This is a genomic window from Deinococcus soli (ex Cha et al. 2016) (assembly GCF_001007995.1).
Lineage (GTDB): Bacteria > Deinococcota > Deinococci > Deinococcales > Deinococcaceae > Deinococcus > Deinococcus soli.
This window is the reverse complement of record NZ_CP011389.1, coordinates 783,411-807,538: the sequence shown is the minus strand read 5'-3', so window position 1 is coordinate 807,538 and position 24,128 is coordinate 783,411. Positions and strand designations below refer to the sequence as shown.

At 70.5% G+C, this 24,128-nt stretch carries 23 protein-coding genes and 1 tRNA gene; 8 read left to right on the top strand and 16 right to left on the bottom strand.

Annotation, left to right across the window (positions count from 1 at the left end; translation table 11 throughout):
* The gene (locus SY84_RS03970; protein ID WP_046842918.1) at nt 1-504 is read right to left on the bottom strand and encodes a DUF456 domain-containing protein; all 504 of its coding nucleotides are present in this window, start codon (nt 502-504) and stop codon (nt 1-3) included.
* A 96-nt stretch (nt 505-600) separates the two neighbouring features.
* A tRNA-Met gene (locus SY84_RS03965) sits at nt 601-677 on the bottom strand.
* Between the two features lie 149 nt (nt 678-826).
* On the opposite strand from SY84_RS03965, the gene fni reads away from it, so the two are divergent.
* The 3 genes from fni to SY84_RS03950 all read left to right on the top strand — a co-directional run bounded on the left by fni (nt 827) and on the right by SY84_RS03950 (nt 3,734).
* Nucleotides 827-1,837: a type 2 isopentenyl-diphosphate Delta-isomerase gene (gene fni, locus SY84_RS03960; protein WP_046842917.1), complete on the top strand. Its 1,011-nt coding sequence runs from the start codon at nt 827-829 to the stop codon at nt 1,835-1,837.
* 77 nt (nt 1,838-1,914) lie between these two features.
* A complete protein-coding gene (locus tag SY84_RS03955; RefSeq protein ID WP_046842916.1) occupies nt 1,915-2,829 on the top strand; it encodes an NAD-dependent epimerase/dehydratase family protein in 915 nt (304 codons plus the stop codon).
* A gap of 14 nt (nt 2,830-2,843) precedes the next feature.
* Complete coding sequence (locus SY84_RS03950) at nt 2,844-3,734, top strand: MJ1477/TM1410 family putative glycoside hydrolase (RefSeq protein ID WP_046842915.1); 891 nt, start codon at nt 2,844-2,846, stop codon at nt 3,732-3,734.
* Between the two features lie 183 nt (nt 3,735-3,917).
* On the opposite strand, the gene ychF is transcribed toward SY84_RS03950, so the two are convergent.
* The 3 genes from ychF to greA all read right to left on the bottom strand — a co-directional run bounded on the left by ychF (nt 3,918) and on the right by greA (nt 6,456).
* The gene (gene ychF / locus SY84_RS03945; RefSeq protein WP_046844926.1) at nt 3,918-5,015 is read right to left on the bottom strand and encodes a redox-regulated ATPase YchF; all 1,098 of its coding nucleotides are present in this window, start codon (nt 5,013-5,015) and stop codon (nt 3,918-3,920) included.
* 520 nt (nt 5,016-5,535) lie between these two features.
* Nucleotides 5,536-5,907, bottom strand: coding sequence for a hypothetical protein (locus tag SY84_RS03940; RefSeq protein WP_046842914.1), 372 nt, complete (start codon nt 5,905-5,907; stop codon nt 5,536-5,538).
* A 78-nt stretch (nt 5,908-5,985) separates the two neighbouring features.
* Complete coding sequence (gene greA / locus SY84_RS03935; protein WP_046842913.1) at nt 5,986-6,456, bottom strand: transcription elongation factor GreA; 471 nt, start codon at nt 6,454-6,456, stop codon at nt 5,986-5,988.
* Nucleotides 6,457-6,592: 136 nt separating this feature from the next.
* On the opposite strand from greA, the gene SY84_RS03930 reads away from it, so the two are divergent.
* Nucleotides 6,593-6,919, top strand: coding sequence for a hypothetical protein (locus tag SY84_RS03930; RefSeq protein ID WP_046842912.1), 327 nt, complete (start codon nt 6,593-6,595; stop codon nt 6,917-6,919).
* A gap of 59 nt (nt 6,920-6,978) precedes the next feature.
* On the opposite strand, the gene SY84_RS03925 is transcribed toward SY84_RS03930, so the two are convergent.
* The 3 genes from SY84_RS03925 to SY84_RS03915 all read right to left on the bottom strand — a co-directional run bounded on the left by SY84_RS03925 (nt 6,979) and on the right by SY84_RS03915 (nt 9,647).
* Complete coding sequence (locus SY84_RS03925; protein WP_046842911.1) at nt 6,979-8,028, bottom strand: phosphohydrolase; 1,050 nt, start codon at nt 8,026-8,028, stop codon at nt 6,979-6,981.
* A 7-nt stretch (nt 8,029-8,035) separates the two neighbouring features.
* Entirely contained in the window at nt 8,036-8,833 is a 798-nt protein-coding gene (locus tag SY84_RS03920; protein WP_046842910.1) for an enoyl-CoA hydratase/isomerase family protein, read from the bottom strand.
* 94 nt (nt 8,834-8,927) lie between these two features.
* Nucleotides 8,928-9,647: a purine-nucleoside phosphorylase gene (locus SY84_RS03915; protein WP_046842909.1), complete on the bottom strand. Its 720-nt coding sequence runs from the start codon at nt 9,645-9,647 to the stop codon at nt 8,928-8,930.
* A 350-nt stretch (nt 9,648-9,997) separates the two neighbouring features.
* Here SY84_RS03915 and SY84_RS03910 point away from each other — a divergent pair, with 350 nt between their 5' ends.
* The 3 genes from SY84_RS03910 to recJ all read left to right on the top strand — a co-directional run bounded on the left by SY84_RS03910 (nt 9,998) and on the right by recJ (nt 13,722).
* Nucleotides 9,998-11,173 carry an S-layer homology domain-containing protein gene (locus tag SY84_RS03910; protein ID WP_046844925.1) on the top strand — a complete coding sequence of 392 codons (1,176 nt, stop codon included), beginning with the start codon at nt 9,998-10,000 and terminating at the stop codon, nt 11,171-11,173.
* Nucleotides 11,174-11,278: 105 nt separating this feature from the next.
* Complete coding sequence (locus SY84_RS03905) at nt 11,279-11,620, top strand: hypothetical protein (protein ID WP_046842908.1); 342 nt, start codon at nt 11,279-11,281, stop codon at nt 11,618-11,620.
* A 56-nt stretch (nt 11,621-11,676) separates the two neighbouring features.
* Complete coding sequence (gene recJ / locus SY84_RS03900; protein WP_081424656.1) at nt 11,677-13,722, top strand: single-stranded-DNA-specific exonuclease RecJ; 2,046 nt, start codon at nt 11,677-11,679, stop codon at nt 13,720-13,722.
* Between the two features lie 78 nt (nt 13,723-13,800).
* On the opposite strand, the gene SY84_RS03895 is transcribed toward recJ, so the two are convergent.
* Genes SY84_RS03895 through hemL form a run of 3 tightly spaced genes read right to left on the bottom strand, consistent with a single transcriptional unit; the run spans nt 13,801 to nt 16,607 of the window.
* Nucleotides 13,801-14,817, bottom strand: a complete 1,017-nt coding sequence (locus tag SY84_RS03895; protein WP_046842906.1) for an NAD(P)/FAD-dependent oxidoreductase — start codon at nt 14,815-14,817, stop codon at nt 13,801-13,803.
* Between the two features lie 3 nt (nt 14,818-14,820).
* Nucleotides 14,821-15,249, bottom strand: coding sequence for a CoA-binding protein (locus SY84_RS03890; RefSeq protein WP_046842905.1), 429 nt, complete (start codon nt 15,247-15,249; stop codon nt 14,821-14,823).
* Nucleotides 15,246-16,607 carry a glutamate-1-semialdehyde 2,1-aminomutase gene (hemL, locus tag SY84_RS03885; protein ID WP_046842904.1) on the bottom strand — a complete coding sequence of 454 codons (1,362 nt, stop codon included), beginning with the start codon at nt 16,605-16,607 and terminating at the stop codon, nt 15,246-15,248. Before hemL ends, SY84_RS03890 begins: the two co-directional genes overlap by 4 nt.
* A gap of 123 nt (nt 16,608-16,730) precedes the next feature.
* Here hemL and SY84_RS03880 point away from each other — a divergent pair, with 123 nt between their 5' ends.
* Nucleotides 16,731-18,020, top strand: a complete 1,290-nt coding sequence (locus SY84_RS03880) for a glutamate-5-semialdehyde dehydrogenase (RefSeq protein ID WP_046842903.1) — start codon at nt 16,731-16,733, stop codon at nt 18,018-18,020.
* Between the two features lie 64 nt (nt 18,021-18,084).
* Here SY84_RS03880 and dxs read toward each other — a convergent pair whose 3' ends face one another.
* The 5 genes from dxs to SY84_RS03855 all read right to left on the bottom strand — a co-directional run bounded on the left by dxs (nt 18,085) and on the right by SY84_RS03855 (nt 24,108).
* Entirely contained in the window at nt 18,085-19,974 is a 1,890-nt protein-coding gene (dxs, locus tag SY84_RS03875) for a 1-deoxy-D-xylulose-5-phosphate synthase (RefSeq protein ID WP_046842902.1), read from the bottom strand.
* A complete protein-coding gene (locus tag SY84_RS03870) occupies nt 19,971-20,666 on the bottom strand; it encodes a hypothetical protein (RefSeq protein ID WP_046842901.1) in 696 nt (231 codons plus the stop codon). Before SY84_RS03870 ends, dxs begins: the two co-directional genes overlap by 4 nt.
* 127 nt (nt 20,667-20,793) lie before the next feature.
* On the bottom strand, nt 20,794-22,392 hold the full coding sequence (locus SY84_RS03865; protein WP_052751032.1) for a carboxylesterase/lipase family protein: 1,599 nt from the start codon (nt 22,390-22,392) through the stop codon (nt 20,794-20,796).
* Nucleotides 22,393-22,472: 80 nt separating this feature from the next.
* Entirely contained in the window at nt 22,473-23,156 is a 684-nt protein-coding gene (locus tag SY84_RS03860; RefSeq protein WP_046842900.1) for a PspA/IM30 family protein, read from the bottom strand.
* A 163-nt stretch (nt 23,157-23,319) separates the two neighbouring features.
* Complete coding sequence (locus SY84_RS03855; protein WP_046842899.1) at nt 23,320-24,108, bottom strand: hypothetical protein; 789 nt, start codon at nt 24,106-24,108, stop codon at nt 23,320-23,322.
* Nucleotides 24,109-24,128: the final 20 nt, after the last annotated feature.

Genomic DNA, 24,128 nt, shown 5'->3' with positions numbered 1-24,128 from the left:
TCAGAACACGCTCTTGGCAGGGTCCCACAGGCGCCACAGTTCGTACAGGCCGATCAGGAGGTGCAGGACGACCTTCGCGGCGATCCCGGCGAGCAGGCCGATCAGGGTGCCCCAGGCGCTGCGCAGCGCGTCCATGGGCGCCTTGCGCACGATCAGCAGTTCGGCGGTCAGGGCGCCCAGCAGCGGCCCGACGATCAGGCCGAAGGGAATGATCGGCAGGATGCCCACGATCCCGCCGATGATGGCGCCCCACACAGCCTGTTTGCTGCCGCCGTACTTGCGGGCGCCCCAGGCGGAGGCGACGTTGTCGATCATGCCGATCAGGACCGTGATGACCCCGAAGGTGATCAGGAACGGTAGGTCCGGCCAGGGCTGAAAGCCGTCCACCAGGGTGGCGGCGACACTGCCGATGAAGATGATGGCGGTGGCGGGCAGGGCGGGCACGAAGGTGCCGATCATGCCGATCACCCACGCGACGAGGAAGATCAGGAACGCGAGACTCACGCGCCTCAGTACGCCACACGCGGCGCGTTCGTTCCCGGGGCGGCCGTCCCGTGTGGTAGGCACAACAGAAGAAACCCCCACCGAAGTGGGGGCGTTTGGTTGCAGGGACAGGATTTGAACCTGCGACCTCCGGGTTATGAGCCCGACGAGCTACCAGACTGCTCTACCCTGCGTTACTCTGGTTCTTCTTTTCGCTCTTTCTTCGCGTTGCCGCGTTCAGTGCTCAGGAATAGTATCTCCCGTTTCCGGATCTGTCAACACCTGTGCGCTCGGCGTGCCGCGCGACAGTCCCGGGCGCCGGGCGCCGGGTACGCTGGGCGGCGTGAGTACGCCCGAACCGACTGCCATTCAGACCCGCAAACTGCGGCACATCGAGGCGTGCCTGCGGCCCGACAGTCAGTACGCGCGGCAGACGACCGGACTGGAGGACGTGGTGTGGCCGTACCGGGCGCTGCCCGAGCGCAACCTGGAGGACGTGGACCTGCGCACGTCGTTTCTGGGCCGTCCGCTGGCCGCGCCGGTCCTGATCGGTGCGATGACCGGTGGGGCCGAGGCGGCGGGCCGCATCAACCGCAACCTCGCCGTGGCGGCGCAGCGGCTGGGGATCGGCATGATGCTCGGCTCGCAGCGCGTGATGCTGGAACGCCCGGAGTCGGCCGCGTCCTTTCAGGTGCGGAACGTCGCGCCGGACATTCCCCTGATCGGGAACCTGGGCGGCGCGCAGTTCCTGCTGGGCTACGGCCCGGAGCAGGCGCGGCGCGCGGTGCGGGAGGTCGGGGCGGACGCGCTGGCCATTCACGTCAATCCACTGCAGGAGGCGCTGCAACCGGGCGGGGATACCCGCTGGGCGGGCCTGCGCGACCGACTGGCGGAGGTGATCCCGGCGCTGGACTTCCCGGTGATCCTCAAGGAGGTCGGGCACGGGCTGGACGCCGCGTCAGCGGCGCTGGCAGCCCCGCTGGGGTTCGCGGCGCTGGACGTGGCGGGCGCGGGCGGCACGAGCTGGGCGCGGGTGGAGCAGCTCGTGCATCACGGGGAGGTCCGCACGCCGGACCTGTGCGACCTGGGTGTGCCGACCGCGCAGGCGCTGCGGGACGCGCGACTGGCCGCGCCGGGTGTGCCGCTGATCGCGTCGGGCGGCATCCGTACCGGCCTGGACGCCGCGCGCGCCCTGTGCCTGGGTGCCGAGGTGGTCGCGGTGGCCCGCCCGCTGCTGGAGCCCGCGCTGCACAGCGCCGACGCCGCCGAGGCGTGGCTGGCGAACTTCATCCACGAGCTGCGGGTGGCGCTGTTCGTGGGCGGGTACGCGACCCTGGACGACCTGCGCGGCTGAGCGGGGCCGGGCGGGTGAGGTGGTGTATGATTTTTCACACCCCGCCCGGCCCGCCTCTCCCAGTTCGGAGGTTGTGCATGACCGAATCCCCCACCCCCCGCACCGCCCTCCTGATCGGGGCGAGCGGCTTCCTGGGCCGTCACGTCGCGGCGCAGCTGCGCGCCGAGGGCTGGACCGTCCGTGCGGCGTCCGGCGCGGCGCTGACGGACGCCCCGGAGGCCACCTGGGATAGCCTGACGCGCGGCGCGCAGGCCATCGTGAACGCGGCAGGCCTCACCGCCGGCACACTCCCGGACCTGACCCGCGCGAACGTGCTGCTCGTCGCGCGCGCGCTGGACGCCGCCACGCGCGCCGACCTGCCCCTGGTGCACCTGTCCTCCGCCGCCGAGTATGGCCGCACACCGCACGGGCACGCCAGCCGCGAGGACGACCCCGCCCGGCCCCTCAGCCCCTACGGGGCGAGCAAACTGGCGGGCACCGCCCTGATCGAGGAGGCCGTGCGGGCCGGGCGGGTGCAGGCGGCCGCGCTGCGCCTCACGAACCCACTGGGCGCCGGGCTGGGCGAGGGAACCCTGCCGGGCCGCGCCGCCGCCACCCTGCGCGCCGCGCGGGCCGCCGGGCAGCGCAGCGTGCGCTTCGGGCCGCTGGGCGCGTACCGGGACTTCGTGGATGCCCGCGACGTCGCCCGCGCCGTCACCCACGCCCTGACGGCTCTCCCGCAGGGGGCGCTGGGCGGCGCCGTGAACGTCGGCAGCGGCGAGGCCCGGCCCGTACGCGACATCGTGACCGGCCTCGCCACGCAACTCGGCTACGACGGCGAGGTGCTGGAGGACGCCCCCGGCAGCCCCCGCAGTGGCGACGTGCCGTGGCAGCAGGCCAGCCTGGAACGCCTGCACGCCAGCGGCTTCAGGCTGCGGCACACCTTCACGGACGCCCTGAACGCCCTGCTGAACCCGGACGCCCACCCGGACCCGGGCGCGGTCCCGGCATGACGCTCCCGGCTTGCATGTGGCCCGCGCTTCTCCTGCTGTCCGCCTGCGCCTCCCCGCCCGCGCAGGCCGGACAGAACCCACCCGGAGCCGGGGCGCCCGTCACGCCCGCGCCCATGCCGCTGACCGCTGCCCGCACCTGGGGCTACCAGCTGACCGGGTACGGCGCCGACCGCCTGACGCGCGTGGCCGCCTCCTCGTTCGACGTGATCGTCGTGGACACCCTGGACGACGACACCCGCCCCTGGCCCGCCCCGGAGGTCGCGCAGGCCGCCCGCGCGCACGTCCTTCTGGGCTACCTGAGCGTCGGGGCCGCCGAGGCGTACCGCCCGTACTGGCAGCCCGGCTGGCGCCCCGGCACCCCCGCCTGGCTGCTGAGCGAACAGCCCGACTGGCCCGGCAACTACGACGTGGCCTACTGGGACGCCGACTGGCAGGCGCTGACGCTGCGGGAACTGGACCGCGTCATCGACCAGGGCTTCCACGGCGCGTACCTGGACCTGATCGACGCCTACGAACAGCACCCGGAATGGCCCGCCGCCCGCGCCGAGATGGTCGCGTGGGTGTGCCGCCTCGCCGCGCATGCCCGCGCTCGCCGCGACGGGTTCCTGATCGTGCCGCAGAACGCCGCCGAACTCATCCGCGACCCCCGCTACGCCGCCTGCGTGGACGCCCTGGGCAGCGAGGAAACCTTCGTCTACGCCACCAACCAGCCCACCGAGGCCGTCCGCCGCGACACGCTGCTTGCCGACTACGCCCTGTGGAAGGCCGCCGGGAAACCCGTGTTCACCGTGGACTACGCCGACCAGCCCGCCCTGACCACCCGCACGTACGCCCAGGCCCGCGCCCAGGGCCTCATCCCCTACGTCACCGTGCGCGAAGCCGACCGCCTCACCCCAGGACAATAAAGCAGGAGGGGGCCGGAGGTTCGGTCTCCGGCGCCCCTCCACACAGCCTGCAAGCGGATTCCGTCTGTTGCGTGGGCAGATCGGAACACCACCGATCTGCCCACTCCACGCCCGGAACCCCCCCGACTCCTGCTCGCATCCGCTCGGGTGAAACGGTCCTCGCAGACCGTTCCACCGGAGGGATCACATGTTGTGCAGGACGTTCATGATGTCGCCGTCCTTCATGACATACTCCTTGCCTTCGGTCCGCACCCAGCCCTTGCTCTTGGCGTTCGCCCAGCCGCCGGCCTCGACCATCTTGTCCCACTCAATGACCTCGGCGCGGATGAAGCCGCGTTCCAGGTCGCTGTGGATCTCCCCGGCGGCCTCCGGGGCCTTCTCGCCGCGGCGGATCGTCCAGGCGCGCACTTCCTTCTCGCCGCTCGTGATGAACGTGATCAGGCCCAGCGTGTCGTACCCGACCGTGACCAGCTGGTCCAGGCCGCTCTCCTGCACGCCCAGTTCCTCCAGGAACGCGCGGGCCTCGTCCTCGGGCATCTCGGCCAGTTCACCCTCGATCTGCGCGCTGATCTTCACGACCTGCGCGCCCTCGGCGGCGGCGTACTCGCGGACCTTCTGCACGTACTCGTTGTCCTCGGTCAGGTTGTCCTCGCCGACGTTCGCGACGTAGATCACGGGTTTGGTGGTGATCAGCCCGAACTCCTTGGGGATGGGCGCGTCGTACGTCCCGGCGCGGGCGGGTTTGCCCTCGGCCAGCACGGCGATGATCTGCTCGGCCAGATCCGCCTGCTCTTTTGCGTCCTTGTCGTTCCCCTTGGCCTTCTTCTGGAGGTTCTGGAGGCGTTTTTCCAGGCCGCCCAGGTCCGCGAGGATCAGTTCGGTGTTGATCGTCTCGATGTCGTCGATGGGGTCCACGCGGCCCGCGACGTGAATGACGTTCCCGTCCTCGAAGCAGCGCACGACGTGCGCGATGGCGTCCACCTCGCGGATGTTCGCCAGGAACTGGTTCCCCAGGCCCTCGCCCTTGCTGGCACCCTTCACGAGGCCCGCAATGTCCACGAACTCCACGAACGTCGGGATGATCGGCGGGACGCGCTCACCCTTCGTGAACACCCGGCTCAGCGCGGCGAGACGCTCGTCCGGGACGGTCACGCGACCCACGTTCGGCTCGATCGTCGCGAACGGGTAGTTCGCGGCGAGCGCCCCGGCGCGCGTGATGGCGTTGAACAGCGTGCTTTTGCCCACGTTGGGCAGACCGACGATACCAATAGCAAGACCCATACAGACTCCTTCCACGCGCCACTTGGCACGGCGCGGCAACCCTGACAGTGTACAGGGCCGCGCCCGCCCCGGCACCTGCGGCCCGGAACATGACCGGGGCGCCCGCTGCGTACCCGCTTACCCCTGTGGCCTCATTCGGCGCCGACCAACACGGAAACACCCCTGCCGGGGCAGGGGCGGGGATGGAGGATCAGGTTGCACGGTCCGCCAGAGGCCCGGGGTTTGACCGCGCCGGGCGTCATTGGAGCAGGTGCAACGCGCACAGTGTCGCGGCGCGACCCCGCGCTGTTTGTAGTGCTTTTGGCAGTGTGGGACGTACCTCAACGCCCCCTCAAGGTCCGGTGTGGGCGGCGTGTGATACGGATTTCGTCTGTTTCGGTGACAACCTGGAACTTCACCGGGTTGCCCACTCCACGACCGGAACCCGCGTTGCGTCTCCTGTGCTACGCAGCTCTACGAGGCACATCCGCTCGGGTTGACAGGATTTCCCAACCTGTTCACCGGAGTCCATACGAGGGGGTCAGCGTCCCAGCAGGGGGCGGTCCAGCGCGTCGCACGCGACGCCGTCGCGGTTCGGGTCGCGGTTGGTGTGGTACGCGGCCTCGGTGCGCCGCAGGTCCTTCAGGCCCAGCGGCACGAGGCGGCGGCAGTCGCCGGCGGTGTTCACGGCGGCCCGCAGCACCCACCCGCGCGTCGCGCCGAACTGCACGTCGCACCACAGGGCGTAACAGCGGTTCAGGTTCAGCGCCGTGCGGGCATTGAGGGTGCGGACCGGCGCGCTGGTCTGGTTGGGGACCGGGTACAGTTTCGTGACGGGCACCACCCACGCAGGCGAGGCGTGGGCCGCGCCGCACACGAGCAGCGGCAGCAGGGGGCGGATCAGGCGGTGCATGCGGTGCGGTCAGTGTACCCACAAACGCGGACGCCTCCCTTCACCCGGTAGGGGGGGAGGCGTGGCCCGGCGCGCCGCTTACTGGTAGTCGACGCTGAGGATCTCGAACTCGGCGCTGCCCTTCGGGAGCTGCACGGTGACCTTCTCTCCGGCGCGGCGTCCGGCGAGGGCCTTGCCGATGGGGCTGGCGTCGCTGATCTTGCCTTTCAGGACGTCCACCTCGTACGTGCCGACCAGTTCGAAGTGGTGCTCCTTGCCCTTGGCGTCGCGCACGCGGACCTTCGCGCCCAGCCCGGCGCCGCCCGTGGCGTCCTCCTCGATGATCAGGGCGCGTTCCAGCTGCCGCTCCAGTTCGGAGATGCGGGCCTCGTTCTCGCTCTGCTGCATGCGGGCCTCGTCGTACGCGGCGCTCTCGCGCAGGTCGCCGTCCTCGATGGCGCGGCCCATGTTCTCGGAGATCTCCTCGCGTTTGGTGGTTTTCAGGAAGTGCAGGGTTTCGACCAGTTTGTCGTACCCGCGCTGGGTCATGGTGATGCGATCCTTCGTCATAGACAGTCAAGTATAGGCGGTTTCGGATGGTCACGGCGCGCGCAGCTGACCGGCCGTCGCGCAGGGCGGGATCATGAAGGTCGTCCCCCCGCTTTCCCCACCCGCGCAGGGGCCCGCAGCCCGTACCCTCCGGAACATGACACGAGACGACACGCGCGAGTACGCCCCAGAAGGCGAGATCCGGGACGACGGCACCACCGGCGAACTGCTGAACGACAAGATGGCTACCGAGGACCTGCTGCGCGGGGCCGCCAGTGCCGACAGCAGTAACCCGAACGACCAGCCGGGCTTCCAGGACGGCATGCTGGGCGGCAGTGACTTCGAGGACCGCCAGGGCACCCCGAACAACGACGGGGACAGCGACCTGGAGGGCCGCGCAGCAGGCGGCGAGGGCACCCACCGCAGCGGCGGCATCGACGGCGGCCCGGCCCGCACGACACCGCTGCCCGGCGCGAAGAAGTAACCCGCCGCAGAAGAGGGGGCCCTGGCCACACGGTCGGGGTCCCCTCTTCTCGGGTTGGTTCAGCGGGTCTCGCTGCTGATGCCCAGGTTATTCGCGACGGCCTGCTGCACCTGCTTCTGCGTGTCCATCACCTCGACCTCGACCTGCGCGCCGCTCTCGAGGTCCATCACGAAGTGGTCGCCGTCCAGCCGCACGCGCGAGAGGATCTGCTCCTCGCCCTCGGGGCGGGTGGTGGCGCGCAGGTCCACGAAGCGGCGCATGGGCGTGCGGATCACCTTGGGCGCCAGGATCTCCTCCACTTGGAAGATCCCGCCGGAGTTGTTCATGGTCACGCTGATCAGGACCGGCTTGTCCCGCCCGCGTTCGATGACCACCTGATCCACCGCCAGCGCACTGATCGAGTGGATGTCCACGCTGCCCAGGCTGAACGCCTTGCGGCCCCGGCCCTTGGTGATGTCCGTCCCGTCCGCGACGGCCACGATGCCGCCTTCCATGGTCAGCGGCGCGGGGTTCAGGTCGTGGCAGTTGATGGCACCCAGGATGAACGAGCGCACCTTCACGCGCTTGAACGGGTCGGGGTACAGCGGCGTCATGATCCGGTCAAGGATCGGCAGGGCCAGCGCCACGCCGTGCGCCTCGTGCCCCACCCGGTGAATCTGGTTGCCGATGTCGTGCAGCATCGTGCCCAGGATGACGGTCAGGAACACGTCGTCCGCGTCCCCGACGCCACTCTCCATGATGTCGGTGCGCACGCCACCTTCAAGCAGGAGTTCCGTGATCGCCATGCCCGCCGCGCCCGTGATGAACGCGTGCACGCGCCCGTGGTCGTTGTAGCCCAGCTTGCGCATGGTGATGTAGTTCGCCATGTCCCAGTGCGCCAGGGCCTCCGGGTCGCCCCGCAGCGCGTCGTACGCGGCGAGCGCACGCGGGTAGTCGCGCAGGTCGGTGCGGATCGCCTGATTGGCCTCCTCGATCAGTTTCGAACGGGGGGTGGTGAACTCGACCACGCGGGTCTTCGCAGCGGGCGCGTCGCTGTCCTCACGGCCCGCAACGTCGCTGACCTTGCCGCCCTCGACCTGCAGGCGGAACTTCTGCTCGCCTCCCCCCATGCCGTCCTCATTCACCCTGGAACTCCGCGCGGCGCTTGTTCATGAAGGCGTCCACCCCCTCACGGAAGTCCTTCGTGGCGACCGTCATGCCGAACAGGTCCGCCTCGACCTCCAGGCCCGCCTCCAGGGTGGTGTCCATCCCGCGGCGCACCGCCTCCTTGACGAGGGACAGCGCGATCGGGGCGTTCTTCAGCATCAGTTCGGCCACCTCGCGCGCCTTGGTCAGGGCGTCGTCCGCGACGTAGTTCACGAGGCCCATGCTCAGCGCCTCGTCGGCCTTCACCTGACGGGCCGTGAGCATCAGGTCCAGCGCGCGGCCCGCGCCGACCAGCCGCGCGAGGCGCTGCGTGCCACCGAATCCCGGGATCAGGCCCAGAGACACCTCGGGCAGGCCCAGCCGGGCGGTCGTGGCGGCCACGCGCACGTCGCACGCCAGCGCCAGTTCCAGCCCGCCGCCCAGCGCGAAGCCGTTCACAGCCGCAATCACCGGAATGGGCAGCGAGGAGATCTGATGCATGACGTCCTGCCCGGCCAGGGACAGCTCGCGGCCGTCGTACACACCCTCGAGGTTCTCGAACTCGCTGATGTCCGCGCCCGCCACGAACGCCTTGTCCCCGGCGCCCGTGATGATCAGCGCGCCCACCTCGGCGTCCTCCACGATCAGGTTCACGGCCTGCGCGATCTCCGAGAGGGTGTCGGCACTCAGGGCGTTCAGCGCGCGGGGGCGGTTGATGGTCAGGACCGCGATGGGGCCATGCTGGTCAATCTGCACGTTGTTGAACTCGAATTCATCCAGTTGGGTCATGCAAGTATCCTGCCACAGCGCGCTCCCCGCACAAAGGCGATCGAAACAGAAAGGGAGCCGCCCAGGTGGACGGCCCCCCACGCAGCAGGAATGCTCAGTCGCGCGCGGCGAGCGTCACGATGGCGTCCAGAGCCACGCGCACCATGCGGTCCACCCCGGCGGCCAGCACGTCATCCGGCACCAGTTGCGGATCGCCGATGTCGTTGCTGCACGCCGTCAGGCACGCCGCGCGCAGACCCCGCTGCGCCGCCACCAGGAAGATGGCGCTGGCCTCCATCTCGAAGCCGAGCACGCCCCGCCCCGCCCACAGCCGCGCATGCTCGGGCGTGCTGGCGTAGAAGGCATCCTCGGTCATGACCAGCCCCACGTGGTGCGGCGCGCCGCTGGCGCGGGCCGCCTGCACGCTGGCCTCAACGACCTCGAAACTCGCGGCAGGTGCGTACGGCGCGCCGCCCAGCATCTGCCGGGTGGTGCCGTCGTTCGGCACGGCCGCCGTGGCGATCACCAGATCACCCGGCGCCACGCTGGGGGTCGCGCCGCCCAGCGTGCCCACGCGGATCAGCGTCCGCGCGCCCAGCCGCGCGAGTTCCTCCGCGACGATCGCCGCGCTCGGGCAGCCCATCCCGGTCGTCTGCACGCTGACCCGCACGCCCTGATACGTGCCCGTGAAGCCCAGCAGCTGCCGGTGACTGGTGTACTCGCGGGCGCCCTCCAGGTACGTCTCGGCAATGTGCCGCGCGCGGTTGGGATCACCGGGAAGCAGGACATAAGGAGCAACGTCGCCGGGCTGGGCACGAACGTGAATCTGACTCATGCGCCGGAGTATAGGGGGACCGCCCCGCCACGCCTACCGGCCAGGAGCGCCTACAGACCGTGAGCGAAAGCTCATGAACGCCGGGCATGACCACTCCGACAGGTTTCTCACGACGCAGCCGGTCTAGGTCGCTGGGCACGCATGCGGCGCCCCTCATCCCGGAGTGCCGTTCTGTCACGGGACGCTCACGTTGAAGAGAAATGTCAGATTCGACTCATATAACCCCTCCATGTCGAGCCAAGCACGGCGAGCTGTTCACAAAGACCTCACCCCCCCTGCCTACCGTGAAGCGCAGAGGAACGCGTCACATTGTGCTGTCGTTTCCGATTCAGACCGAAGGAGAACTCAACATGCGCAAATCACTGATCATCGCGTCCACCCTGGCCCTCAGCCTCGGCGCAGCCAGCGCCCAGACCACCACCACGACCGCCGCCCCCGCCCAGGTCACCCTGAGCGACGTGCCCGCCGGTCACTGGGCCAAGGACGCCGTGGACAAGATCGTCCAGTGCGGTCTGATCCAGGGCTTCCCCGACGGCACCTTCCGCGGCAACGAGAACCTCACCCGCTACCAGGCTGCCCTCATCTTCTACCGCGCCCTGCAGACCGGCGCGCTGAGCGGCTGCGGCTTCGGCGCGACCGACATGACCACCATCGCCAACGGCATGCAGGAAGTCAGCACTGAGCTGGCCGCCATCGCCAGCCGCGTCACCGACCTCGAGAAGCTCACCGCCGACCAGCAGGCCCGCATCGACGCCCTCGAGGCAAAGATCAACGGCATGGGAAGCGGCACCGCCAGCACCGACGTCGCCGCGCTGAACGCCCGCATCGACGCGCTGGAAGCCGCCATCCGCAACATCCCCGCCGGCCCCCAGGGCCCCGCAGGCCCCACCGGCCCCCAGGGTCCTGCCGGCCCCGCTGGCCCCCAGGGCCCTGCCGGTGCCAGCACCAGCACCACGGGCACCGTCACCACCCCCGCTCCCAGCACCGGCACCACCGTCGTGATCGGTGAACCCACCCCCACCACCGCGCCCGCCCGCGACATTTACGCTGGTGTGAATGTCGGTGCGAAGATGGCCGGCAGTGGCTCCGAGTGCAAGGACCTGAGCAACAGGGCTAGCAACGTGAATTACTGCCTGAACGGCGGCGTTGTGGTCGGCAAGAATAACGTCGTTGGCCCGGTGGGTGCCCGCATCAGTGCGGACTACCAGGCTGGCTGGAACGCTGTGAGCGTGGACGCCAACGCTACCTACGCACTGAACACCGGCAGCCGCATCACGCCATACGTCGGTGCGGGTCTGGGTCTGACCAGCGGCCAGCAGCGCGGTAACACTGCCCAGAACACCAGCGACGTGTACGTGAATGCCATTGCGGGCGTTGACTTCAATGTGACTGACAGCATCGCCGTCTTCGCCGAGTACAACGGACGCTACTACACCAGCAACAAGGGTTACGCGACCGGACTTGACAGCAGCGCCAGCAATGGCCTGAGCAACGGCATCAAGACCGGCGTGAAGTTCTACTTCTAAGCCCACGCCCCTCCAGGGTTGCGACCCCCGGCCACGCGGCCGGGGGTTTTCACATGGCGGGCGCGGCACGGTGCCCCTCACGCATGCGGGCTACACTGCACGGTGATGCGGCTCGTTTCGTTCATTCAGGTGCTGCTGCTGCTGGGCATTGCCGCCTACCTCGCGCTGGTCACGCTGGAGAACCCCGGCGTGGTTCGCCTGCCCCTGCCCACCGGCAGCGGCGAACTGACCGTGCCGGTCGGGGCGGGCGTGGCGATCTTCCTGGCGCTGGGGGTGTTGTTCGCGACGCTGCTGCTGCTGCCCGGCCTGTGGCGGGAACGGGTGCGCCGCGGCCGCGAGGCCCGCCTGAGGCGGCAGGCTGAGGACCGCCTGACCGCGACCCTCCAGGCGCGCCTCGGTTCGGTGATGCCCACCGAGGTCGCGGGTGACGTCGAGGTCACCCCGTGACCGCACCCCGCTGGGTGCTCGCGCCGCCCGCCAGCCGCGAGGAGCTGCTGCGCGTCATGCAGGAGTGGCGAGTGTCGCCTCCACTGGCCCAGGTCCTCACCGGGCGGCACCTCACGCCCGCGCTGCTGGACCCGCCACTGACGCTGACGCCGAACCCGGCGCTGCGCGAGGCCGCCCGGCGGATCGTGACTGCCGTCAAGGCGAAGCAGCGCATCCGCATCCACGGGGACTACGACGCGGACGGCGTGAGCGCCACCGCCACCCTGGTCCTGGGCCTGCGGGACCTGGGTGCGAACGTGCACGGCTTCATCCCGCACCGACTGAACGAGGGGTACGGCGTTCACCCGGACAAGGTCGAGGAGCACGCGGCCGCCTGCGACCTGCTGGTCACCGTGGACTGCGGCGTGACGAACGTCGAGGAGGTCGCGGCCCTGGTCGCGCGGGGCGTGCAGGTCATCGTCACGGACCACCACGCGCCGGGCGACGACTTCCCGGACGCGCTGGTCGTCCACCCGCGCCTGACCGACGGCTACGACCACGACCTGCACAACCTGACCGGGGCGGGCGTCGCGTACCACCTCCTCTGGGCCGTTCATGAGGAACTTGGGCTGCCGGAACCGCGCGCCCTGAGCGCCCTGGCGACCCTGGGCACCGTCGCGGACGTCGCGCCTCTCATCGGGGAGAACCGCGCCCTGGTCCGCGCCGGACTGGACGCGCTGAAGGACACGACCCTGCCGGGCCTGCGCGCGCTGCTCGACTCGGGCCGCGTGAAGCGCCCCACCGCGCGGGACGTGGCGTTCATCCTCGCGCCGCGCATCAACGCCGCCGGACGCCTCGGCGAGGCCGACGTGGCGCTGGACCTGCTGACCACCCCCAGCGCGCACGACGCCAGCCGCCTCGCGGAATACCTGGAAATCCGCAACCAGGAACGCCGCAAACTCCAGGACGACATGTTCCAGCACGCTCTAACCCTCGCCGATCCAGGCGAACCCGCGCTGGTCGTCACGCACCCCGACTGGCACGCGGGCGTCATGGGCATTGTCGCCAGCAAACTCGTGGACGCGTACCACAAACCTGTGTTCATTGTCGCGCAGGGCAAGGGCTCGGTGCGGTCCACACCCGGCATCAGCGCCGTCGAGGGCCTGCGCTACAGCCACGACCTCCTGAAACGCTACGGCGGGCACTCCGGCGCCGCCGGATTCGCCATTGACGACGCGAACCTCGGCGCCTTCCGCGACCGCATCCACGCGTACGCCCGGCAGTTCCCCACCCCCGCCCCGCGGGTCCGCCTGGACGCGCCGCTGCCCGCGCTGGCCGCCAGCCTCGACCTGCTTCAGGAGACGCACACTTTCGAGCCCTTCGGCGAGGGGCACGCCCTGCCGCTGTGGCACCTGCGCGAACCCCTCACCGAGACCCGGCTGGTCGGCAAGAAAGGCAACAGCCTCCAGTTCAAGGTCGCGGGCCTGCGCGGCATCAAATTCGACGAGACCGATGACGCCGCCGGAGAACGCGACCTGGGCGCGCACCTCGTCAGCAGCGAATGGCGCGGCCAGACCCGACTGGAATTCCACGGGCAGGCCCTGCGCGCCCCCGGCACCATCGACCTCGACGCCCCCACCCCGGAACGGCCCACCCCGCGCCTGAACCCCAAAGCCGCCATGGAACACCTGCGCGCCGGAGCCAGCGCCTACGCCGAGGGTCCCGTCGCCGCGTACCTGCGCGACAACGTCCCAGGCCTCACCCTCGTCACCACTGCTGATGCACACCCCGGCGGGGAACTCATCCTGTACGCCCTGCCGCCCGAGGACACCCTGCGCGGCTGGCTGTACGCCACCGGGACGCGCCCCGCGGCCAGCCTCGCCTTCGCGTTCGGCCCCAAGACCCTCGCGGAACTCGAAGGCAGCCTCAGCCGCCACCACCTCAGCGCCCCACCCGCCAACCCCCTGCTGAACCCCGGCACCCTGGAGGCCGCCGCCGACGCCTACCGCCGCTGGCAGTGGGCGCACCACTGGCGCACCCTCAGCGACGACGGCTGGACCGCCAGCGTCCACGCCATGCTCGGCGAACCCGTGCAGGAACGAGAAGCGGTCAGCGCCGACTGAACAGCGTCCAAGGGTCAAAAGGTCTGAGGGTCCAATCGTCGAAGCCTTGGACCCTCAGACCTTTTGACTCTCGGCCCTTCACGTTCCCGTGACGCGGCGGGCGAGGGTCCAGCCGCTGAGGAGTGCGTTTTCCACGCGGGGGCCGTGCTCGTCGGGGGTGAACCAGTCGCCGCACCAGCCGAGGCGTAATTCCGGATCCCAGTGGCAGGGACCGGGCGCGGGGCGGGTGGGGATGGCGTAGCGCCAGCGGTGCGCGAAGGTGTGCAGGGCGGGGGAGAGTTCGCCCGTGATCTCGGCGGCGGCGCGTAGCAGGTCGGGCAGCACCTCGTCCGGGGTGCGGTCGATGTTCGCGCGGCTCCAGTCGGGTGTGGCGTGCAGCGTCAGCGCGGGCGGGTGCCCGGCGGGGCGTTTGGTGTGCTCGCGGGCCAGCCACTCCAGCACGGGATGATCGGCGCGCAGGGCGGGCCAGCTGGCCTCCAGCTCGCGCTCCAGCACGACGCCCGCGGCCCAGCACGGCGCGTATTCGACGGTGGCGACCCGTTCGGCGGTGCCCTCGGAGTCGCTGCCGCGCAGGTCGAGGTCCGCCAGGAGTGGGGCCAGCTGCGGCGCGGGCAGGTTCAGGAGGAGCGTCCCCGCCTCCCAGGTGGCACCGTCACGGGTGTGGACACGCCAGCCGTCCGGGCGGCGTTCCAGGCTGGTGACCGTCACGCCCGTGGTGACCTCCAGACCGCGTGCGAGGGTGCGGCCCAGGGTGCTGAGGCCCTGCGGGGGTGCGTAGCGGGGGTGCCCGTCGCCACCGCCATGGACGTTTCCTTCTTCCCAGCGGGGAATGCCGCGCGTCCACTCGGCGTTCCAGCCTTCCCGCACCCCCGCCTCGGCCAGCGCGCGGGTGCGGTCGTGCCGGGCGGTGAAGAACCGCGCCCCGTGATCCAGCCGCGCCTCCCGCCCGTCGGGGAGGGTCACGCGGCGGGTGGCGGCGCGGCCCGACACGCCCCGCGCCTTGTCCAGCAGCGTGACGCTCTGTCCCGCCGCGCCCAGGTCACGCGCCGCCGCCAGCCCACCCAGGCCCGCACCGACCATCAGCACGTCCGGCATGCGTTAGAGCAGCGCCCGGTGATCGGCGAGCAGGCAACGGTCCTGCACGACGTCGATCCCGCGCGCCGCGAGGTCACGGGCGGTCACGTCGTCGCGGATGCCGAGCTGCAACCACACGACCTTCGGCGGGGTCGGCATGGCCAGGATGTCCGGCAGGTGCTCGCGTACCTTGTCGCTGCGGCGGAACACGTCCACGATGTCCACCGGGGTCGTGATCTCCGCGAGAGTCGCCACGGCTTTCTGCCCGAAGTAGCTCTCGCCGCGCGCCGCCAGCGCCGGATTCACCGGGATGATCGTGTAGCCCTGGCGGTGCATGTACTCCGGCACGTAGTACGCGGGTTTCATCGCGTCATGGTGGAAGCCCACCACGGCGATCACCTTGTGCTCGGTGAGGATCTGCCGCACCTGCGCCGTCTGGGTGACCAGGGTCACGCGCCCAACTCCCGGCCGAGATCCACGTAAGCGGCGCGCGCGGCATCCAGTGTCGCGTTCAGTTCCGCGTCGCCGTGCACGCCGCTCACGAAGATGCTCTCGAACTGGCTGGGTGCCCAGTACACGCCCCGGCCCAGCATGCCCTGGAACCAGCGGGCGAAGGCCTTCGTGTCACTGGCGGCGGCGTCCGTGTACGTCCGCACGCTGCCGTCCGGTGCGTCCAGGTGGAAGGCGGTCAGCATGCTGCCGATGTGGTTGATGCTGATCGGCACGCCCGCCGCTGACGCCGCGTCGCGCAGGCCGTCGGCCAGAGCGGTGGTGTACGCCCCGAGCCGCGCGTACAGGTCCGGGTCGGCCTCCAGCGCACTCAGGGTCGCGAGGCCCGCCGCCATCGCCAGCGGGTTCCCGCTGAGCGTCCCCGCCTGATACACCGGGCCCTGCGGCGACACGAAATCCATCACCTCGGCGCGGCCCCCGTAAGCGCCCACCGGCAGGCCACCACCGATGATCTTGCCCCAGCAGATCAGGTCCGGACGCAGACCCAGCAGGCCCGTCGCGCCGCCCAGCGACAGGCGGAAGCCGGTCATGACCTCGTCCGCGATCAGCAGCGCCCCGTGGGTCTTCACGCGGTGCAGCGCCGCCAGGAACTCCGGCGTGGGAATCAGCACCCCGGCGTTCCCCACCACCGGCTCGAAGATCACCGCCGCCACCTCCGACCCGCGCGCGGCCATCAGGGCGTCCAGCGCCGCCGGATCGTTGTACTCGCTCACCAGCGTCAGGCCCGCGTACTCCTCGGGCACGCCCGCGCTGCTCGGGGCGGCCGCGCCCAGCGCCCCGTCCGCGTTCGTCAGCAGGCCACTCCCGGCCTCCACGAGCAGGCCGTCTGCGTGCCCGTGGTAGTTCCCGCGGAACTTCACGATGAACTTCCGGCCCGTCACGCCCCGCGCCAGCCGCAGCGCGCTCATGGTCGCCTCGGTGCCGCTGCTCACGAAACGCACGCGGTCCACGCCCGTCAGGCGCGTCACCAGCTCCGCCAGCAGCACCTCGCGCTCGCCGGGCGCGCCGAAACTCGTGCCGTACTGGAGCGCGTCCGCGATCGCCCCCCGCACCGCCGGGTGGTTGTGCCCCAGGATCATCGGCCCCCACGACCCGATGTAATCCAGCAGGCGCGTGCCGTCCGCGTCGGTCAGGTACGCGCCGTCCGCGCGGGCGATGAAGCGCGGCGTGCCGCCCACGCTGCGGAAGGCCCGCACCGGACTGTTCACCCCGCCCGGCGTGACGGCCCGCGCGCGCGCGAACAGCGCCTCCGAATGCGCCGTGGGCGCGGGCGTAGGGGCAGCTTGCAACTCGGTGGTCATGCCCCCCACCTTACCGGAGGCCCGTGAGGCCCGTGGGCAACCCAGCGCACACTGAACGCAGAAGCTGTCGGAAGTCTGCACCGCGCGCCGGGCCGGACGGGAGGGGCGCGCTACGCTGGCGGGATGAGTGAGTCGTCCCCCCACAACCTGAGCGTCCGGGAGATGGGCGTGCGGGCCCGTGCCGCCGCCCGCGTGCTGCGGTCGCTGCCCACCGCGCGCAAGGTGGCCGCGCTGCACACCATTGCCGCCGGACTGCGTGCCAACGCTGCTGGCATCCTGGCCGCGAACGCGCAGGACGTGCAGGCCGCGCTGGAGGCCGGGCTACCCGAGCCGATGGTGGCCCGCCTGCGCCTGGACGCCCGCCTGCTGGACGGCATCGCCGCGGACGTGGAGGCCGTGTCGCGCCTGCCCGACCCGGTGGGGGAGACCACCCCCGCGCAGGTGCAGCCGAGCGGCATCCGCGTGAGCACCCGCCGCGTGCCGCTGGGTGTGCTGGGCGTCATCTACGAGAGCCGACCCAACGTGACCGTGGACGTCGCCGCGCTGGCCCTGATGAGTGGGAACGCCGTGATCCTGCGCGGCGGCAAGGAGACGGTGCGCAGCAACGCCGCGCTGGAGGACGTCATTCACGCCGCGCTGCGAGAGCAGGGTCTGCCGGCAGACGCCGCGCAGGTCATCCGCGACCCGGCCCGCGAGCGCATGCTGGAACTCCTGAAACTGGATGATCTGGTGGACGCGATCATCCCGCGTGGCGGGGCCGGACTGCACCGCTACTGCGTGGAGAATGCCACCGTGCCCGTCATCGTGGGCGGCATCGGCGTGGTGCACGTGTACCTGGACCCCAGTTTCACCCGCAACCCCGAGGACCGCGCGCGTGCCCTGGAGATCGTGCGGAACGCGAAGGTGCAGAAACCCAGCGCCTGCAACGCCCTGGACACCCTCCTGATTCACGAGGAGGCCCTGGACGCCCTGCCGGACATCGCCCGCGATCTCCAGACGCACGGCGTGACCCTGCGGGCCGACCCGCCCGCCCACGCGGCCCTGAGTGCTGCGGGGATCACCACCGAACCTGCCACGGACGCCGACTACGGCACGGAATTCCTGGCCCTGACCGCCAGCGTGAAAACTGTGGCCTCCTTCGAGGAGGCGCTGGACTTCATCGCCGCGCGAGGCAACCACACCGATGTGATCCTCACCCGCGACGCCGCGCAGGCGCAGCGGTTCATCGAGGACGTGGACAGTGCCGCCGTGATCGTGAACGCCAGCCCCCGCTTCAACGACGGCGGGCAACTCGGCCTGGGCGCGGAGGTCGCCATCAGCACCCAGAAACTCCACGCCCGCGGCCCCATGGGCCTGCGCGAACTGACCACCACGAAGTGGGTCGTGCAAGGCAGCGGCGAGGTCAGGGGGTAGATGGTCAAAGGTTGATGGTTGAGAGAAGGGAGCAGCCCTCTATCAACCATCAACTTTTGACCTGTTACACGCCCAGCGGGACGTCGACGCCGAGTTCGGCCAGCACGGTGCGGATGGCCTGCGCGTCGATGCCGCTGCGGGCGTGGACGCTCTCGACGGTCGCGTGTTCCTGGAATTCGTCGGGGATGCCCAGGACGCGCACAGGGGTCTTGAGCCGCTCGGCATTCAGGAATTCCAGCACGGCGCTGCCGAAGCCGCCGACCACGGTGTTGTCCTCGACGGTGATGATCGCGCGGGCGCTGCGGGCCACGTCGCGCAGCATCGCCTCATCCAAGGGTTTGACGAAGCGGGCGTTCACGACGCCTACGCCGTCCAGTCCGGTGGCGGCCTTCTGCGCGTACTCCAGGCCCTTGCCGCCCGCCAGGATGACCACGTCCGTGCCGTCCTTGACGCGCTCCCAGGTGCCCCACTCCAGTTCCGGCCAGGTGCCCTCTGGAACGGGCGTGGTGTTGCCGCGCGGGTAGCGGACCGCGAAGGGGCCGTCGTGCGTCTGCGCGTACTTCAGCATGCCGCGCAGTTCTACCGCGTCCTTGGGCAGGCCAATGCGGACGCCGGGAATCGAGCGCAGGAAGCTCAGGTCGAACACGCCGTTGTGCGTCGCGCCGTCCGCGCCCACGATCCCGGCGCGGTCAATGGCGAACGTGACGTTCAGGTGCTCGATGGCCACGTCGTGCAGCACCTGATCGTACGCGCGCTGCAGGAACGACGAGTAGATCGCCACGACGGGGCGCAGGCCCTGAAGGGCCATCCCGGCGGCGGCGGTCACGGCGACCTCCTCGGCGATCCCCACGTCCAGGTAGCGGTTCGGGTGCGCCTTCGAGTACCCGACGAGTCCGCTGCCCTCGCGCATGGCAGGCGTGATCACGAACGAGCGCGGGTCCTGCGCGGCCAGTTCGGTCATGGCGTCCCCGAAGGCGTTGCTCCACGAGTACGCTTTGCTGGCGCTGAACTCGCCGGTGCTGGGGTCGAACTTGCCCGGACCGTGCCAGTAGATGGGGTCGGCCTCGGCGTAGCTGAGGCCCTTGCCCTTCTTCGTGACGACGTGCAGGATGGTCGGTCCGTCCAGATCCACGAGGCGTTCCATGAGCCACACGAGTTCCTGCACGTTGTGGCCGTCCACCGGCCCCACGTAGCGCACGCCCATCGCCGCGAAGGGGTTCACGCTGGCCGGGTCGAAGAAGTGCCGCGTGCTGCTCTTGGCGCGGCTCATGAAGCTCGCCAGGGGTTTGCTGACGGCCTCCATGGCCTTCTTGCCGGCGCCCTCGCCCTCCTGGAACCATTTCTGCACCTGCAGGCCACGCATGAACTTGTTCATCGCGCCGACGTTCTCGCTGATGCTCATCTCGTTGTCGTTCAGGACGATCAGCATCTTGCGGTTCATGTCTCCGATGGTGTTCAGCGCCGCCAAGGCCATGCCGCCCGTCAGGCTGCCGTCCCCGATCACGGCGGCGACCTTGTAGTCCTGGCCCAGCGCGTCGCGGGCCATCGCCATGCCCAGCGCGTTGGCCAGGCTGGTGCTGGCGTGCCCGACCGTGATCGCGTCGTGGGGAGACTCGCTGATCTTCGTGAAGCCCGACAGGCCCCCCTCCTTCTTCACGGTCGCCATCTGGTCGCGGCGGCCGGTGAGCATCTTGTGCGCGTACGCCTGATGCCCCACGTCGAAGAGGATCCGGTCACGCGGAGAGTTCAGGACGTAGTGCAGCGCCACGATCAGGTCGGTCGCGCCCAGCGACGACGCGAGGTGCAGCCCGCCCACCGAGCACACCCGCGTGATCTCGTCCCGCAGTTCCTGCGCCAGCGCGGGCAGCTGCTCACGGGAGAGGGTCTTGAGGTCATCGGGGCTGCTCACGCGGTCTAGCAGCGGCGTGCCGGACGGTTTCACGGAATCGGTCATGGTTGTCCTCCTGAACGCGGGGCGAAGTTCCGCTCTGTCAGGAGCAGCCCCTCGGGCGTGCGCACCTCGCCCACGAAAGGCGTGAACCACAGCTGCTGCGTGGCCGGGAACAGCCCGCCCACCGTGTCGCTGATCTGGCGCGTCACCACCCACACGTCGAAACGCCCGCCCGGCGTACTCACCGTGCGGCGTTCCTGCACCAGGTAAGAGTACGACAGCGTGCCGCTGCCCTTCACGGTCCCGTCGTCCGCGACGAGCGAAACCTGACTCTGCCCCTGCCACGTCAGGCCCGCCCGCCACGCGTCCGGCGCGGGGTACTCCAGCCACGCCGGTTGCAGCCGCACGGTCACGCCCGGCTTGCGGATACCCAGCAGCTTCACGCCCTGCGCGTCGGTCACGCGGTACCACGTCTGGTCCGCCCCGCGCCCGGTCATGCGCGTGGCACTCACCGCCTCCCCGCCGAACAGCGTCGGGCCGAGGTTCTGCACCACGTACGGCGCGCCGCCTGCCACCTCGCCCTCCGGGAGGTACGCCCACGCCAGCCCGGTCTCCTGCGGGTAGAACGACGCGCGGGTCAGCGGCGTGCTGCTCTGCACCGTACCGGGGGTGGTCGCCTGCGGGGCGCACGACCCCAGCGCGGCGCACAGCGCACCGGCCAGGACGGCTGCACGTGGGAAACGGGGGGCGGGCATGGCACCAAGCTTAGAACGCCTCATTGCCCTCATTCTGTCAGCAAACACGAAGTTCCCCTGACGAACGTCCCCCCAAAGAGGGAGGGAGCCGCGACGCATACGCGCGGCCACCTCCCCCGTGACGGCGTCACGGCAGCTTCAGGCCATTCCAGAAGTCACACCTGTGATCCTGCGCGAACGTCGTGCTCGGCGCGTTGCCCGACGGCGTGAAGACCTGCACGTTGCCCCGCGCCGCGTCGTATGCCGTCCAGCCCGGCTGCCGGGTGCGCGCGAAGGCGCCGAAGCTCCCCGCGAAGGCGTCCGCCAGTCTGGCCTGCGCTGGCGTGAATGCCGCCGGGTTGCCCAGCCCCGGCAGCCGCGTGCGGAACAGGTACACCAGCTCAGCCGAGTGCGCCGAACCCATCCCCGGCAGGTCCGGCGGGCTGGGAATCTCGGTCGCGGCCTGCGGATCGGCGAACTCATAGGCGTACACCGGCACGAAGCGCGCCAGGGCGCCTGCCACGTTCACGGCCGGGCAGGCGAAGACCGCGTCCGTGAACAGGTTCGAGAACGCCAGCGCGGGCGTGCCCTCGCCCCGGCCCGGGTACTCGCGCAGCGCGCGGGTCACGTTCGGCGCGCCGGTCAGCAGCCCCGCCGCGCCCCAGTACAGCGGCAGCGACATGGTGCGGCCCTCGGGCACCCCGACCTTCACGAACAGGCGCCCCTCATCCCGGGTGGTGCCCGCCACGACCGGCACCTTGTTGAACACCCCGTTCTGGAAGGTCTCCAGCAGCGGACGGGGCAGCACCTCACCCCCGTACACCGGGGCCCACACCAGATTCGACAGCGGGCGCACGCCCGGCACCTTGATGCTGGCCAGCCGCGCCGGGTCCAGGGTGCGCAGGCACGCCAGCGTGTCCTTCCGGCAGCCCAGGCGCGCGGCGTACGCCACGTTCCGCTGCGCCGCCTCGGACGCGGAGACCGTGTTGCCCGGACTGCCGCACAATCCGCTCATGATCACGGCCTTCTGGAACAGGCCCGCCGAGCCGGGCGACGCGAGGTGCGTGCAGATGCTGTACCCACCGGCCGACTCGCCGAACAGGGTGACGTTCTGCCGGTCGCCCCCGAACGCCGCGATGTTCGCCTGCACCCAGCGCAGCGCCGCCTGCTGATCCATGAAGCCGTAATTGCCGCTCGTGCCGTCCGTGGACTCGGCGTCCAGTTCCGGCAGTGCCAGGAAGCCCAGCGGCCCCAGGCGGTAGTTCAGGGTGACCACGATCACGCCCTCGCGCCGCGCGAGTTCCGACGCGTCGTACGCGCCGCCCGAGCCGTTCACGAACGCCCCACCGTGAATCCAGACCATCACGGGCAGCGGCCCCGCGCGGCCCTGCGGCACGTACACGTTCAGGAACAGGCAGTCCTCCTGACCCTTCACGTCCCCCACCTGTTCGCCCGGACCGGCGAACAGCGCCGAGATCACCTGCGCGCAGGCGGAACCCAGCTGATCGGCCGCTCGGGGCGCCGTCCAGGTGGGTCCCGCCTGGGGTGGCCGCCAGCGGTTCGGCCCGGTGGGCGGCGCGGCGTACGGCAGGCCCAGGTACTGCGTGACGGCGCCCTTCGTGACGCCCTGCACCGGGCCCTGCGACGTGGCCACCGTGCCCGCAGTCTGCCCGGCAGCCCAGCCGCCTGTGCCCAGCAGCGCGGCCAGCAGCGCCGCGCGTCCCTTGCCGATCCGTGTCCGCATCATCGTCCTCCGACCCCTGGACTGCCCTGCGTCATAGGAGAGGGGCGCACCAGCTCTCGCCCGCGCGCCCCACCGTGACCTGTTCAGCTGCCGCTGCTGCCGCCTCCGCCCTGTACCTTGGCCTTCAGGGCCGCCATGGCGTCGTCAAGCGCCTGGGTGCGCCCCAGGTCCTTGAGCTGCGCGTCGAAGTCGTTCTCCTTGCGCAGATCCTGCATGGCGCGGTTGCGGTCCTCCATGCCGGAGACCTTCTGTTCCATCTCCTCGAAGGCGTCCATGGCGCCGCCCGCCTTGTCGAAACCCGACACGCGGTCCAGGGTCGCCCCGGCCTGCGCGGTCTTCTGCCGGGCCGCCAGCAGGGACTTCTTGCTTTCCATCTCGTCGATCTTGGCTTCCAGCGCGCGCAGCTGGGTTTTCAGCTGCTCGACGGTGCCCGACTGCACCTGCAACTGCTCCTCGAAGCCCGCCGCGAGGTCCTTGGCGTTCTGCGAGCGGCGCAGCGCCTCGCGCGCCAGATCCTCGCTGCCGCCGCGCAGGGCCTCCTCGGCCTTCTTCTCGTACTCGCTGGCCATGCGCCGGTTGGTGTTCGCCTCGCGTTCCAGTTTGGCGTTCTGGCTCATGGCGTCGGCCACCTCGCTGCGCGCCTCGGCGTACGCGGCGCGCATGTCACGCAGGGCCTGCTCGATGATCTTGCCGGGGTCCTCGGCCTTGCTGATCAGGTCGTTCACGTTCGCGCGCAGCAGGCGCGACAGGCGGTCAAGGATGCTCATGGTGGTTCCTCCTGGGGAAAGTGGGGCTTGTGCCGAAGCTTACCGCCCACCAGAACGCGGTGGCAGCCCGGAAGGTTCCACCCCTAAGAACACGTGAAGGTCCCGTCCGCGGCGCGAAAGGGGGGAGACCCGCTGGCCTCCCCCCCCTTCGCGCTGCGGTCGCTCAGAACACGATGGGTTTCAGGCCCACGCTGTCCGACCCGCACGCCACGGTCAGCACGCCGCCGTTCGGGGTGGTCGTGCAGCCCAGCGCGCGCAGGCCCGCCAGCGGGAAGATCAGATTCCTGCCGTCCGTGGCAGGCGCCAGAGGCAGTTCCACCGCGCCCGCGTCGGTCTGCGCGGCGCGCACGCCCACCGTGACGGTCAGGGTGCCCTGGTCGGCGTTCGACAGGCGGTACTTCCCGCCGCCCAGCGCGGTGACCTTCACCACGCCGACCAGATCGCTGCCCAGCACGTACGGCTGCCCCTTGACCACCCCGGCTGGCACGGCCACCTTGGCGGGCGCGGCGGCGGCCTTCGCGGTGGGCGCGGCATCCACGACGACCAGCGTTTCCTTGTCGTTCAGGGCGCTGAGCATCACGAAGTTCGCCGGGGCGTCCTTCATCAGCAGCACGCTGGCCTTCCCGGTGGTCTTCCAGTCCCCCGCGCGCGCGGCCAGTTTGCCCTTCACCAGGGGGCGCAGCGTCGCGGCGGGCGTCTGTACGTACAGGCACACGGCGTTCACACTGAGTTTCAGGCTGTCCGGGCAGTCCAGGAGGCGACCCTTCACGACCGCGCCCACCTCGACCGCCAGGGCACTGACCGCCCGGTTCGTGGTGGCCGACGCAGCCGGGGCCTTGGCGGGCGCCGCAGGTGCCGACTGTGCTGGGGCCGACTGTGCAGGTGCCGTCTGGGCCAGGGACGCCGGGCCGAGCAGGGCGAGGCTCAGGGTGACGGGCAGGGAAAGACGCATACCGGGCATGCTAGAGCGCC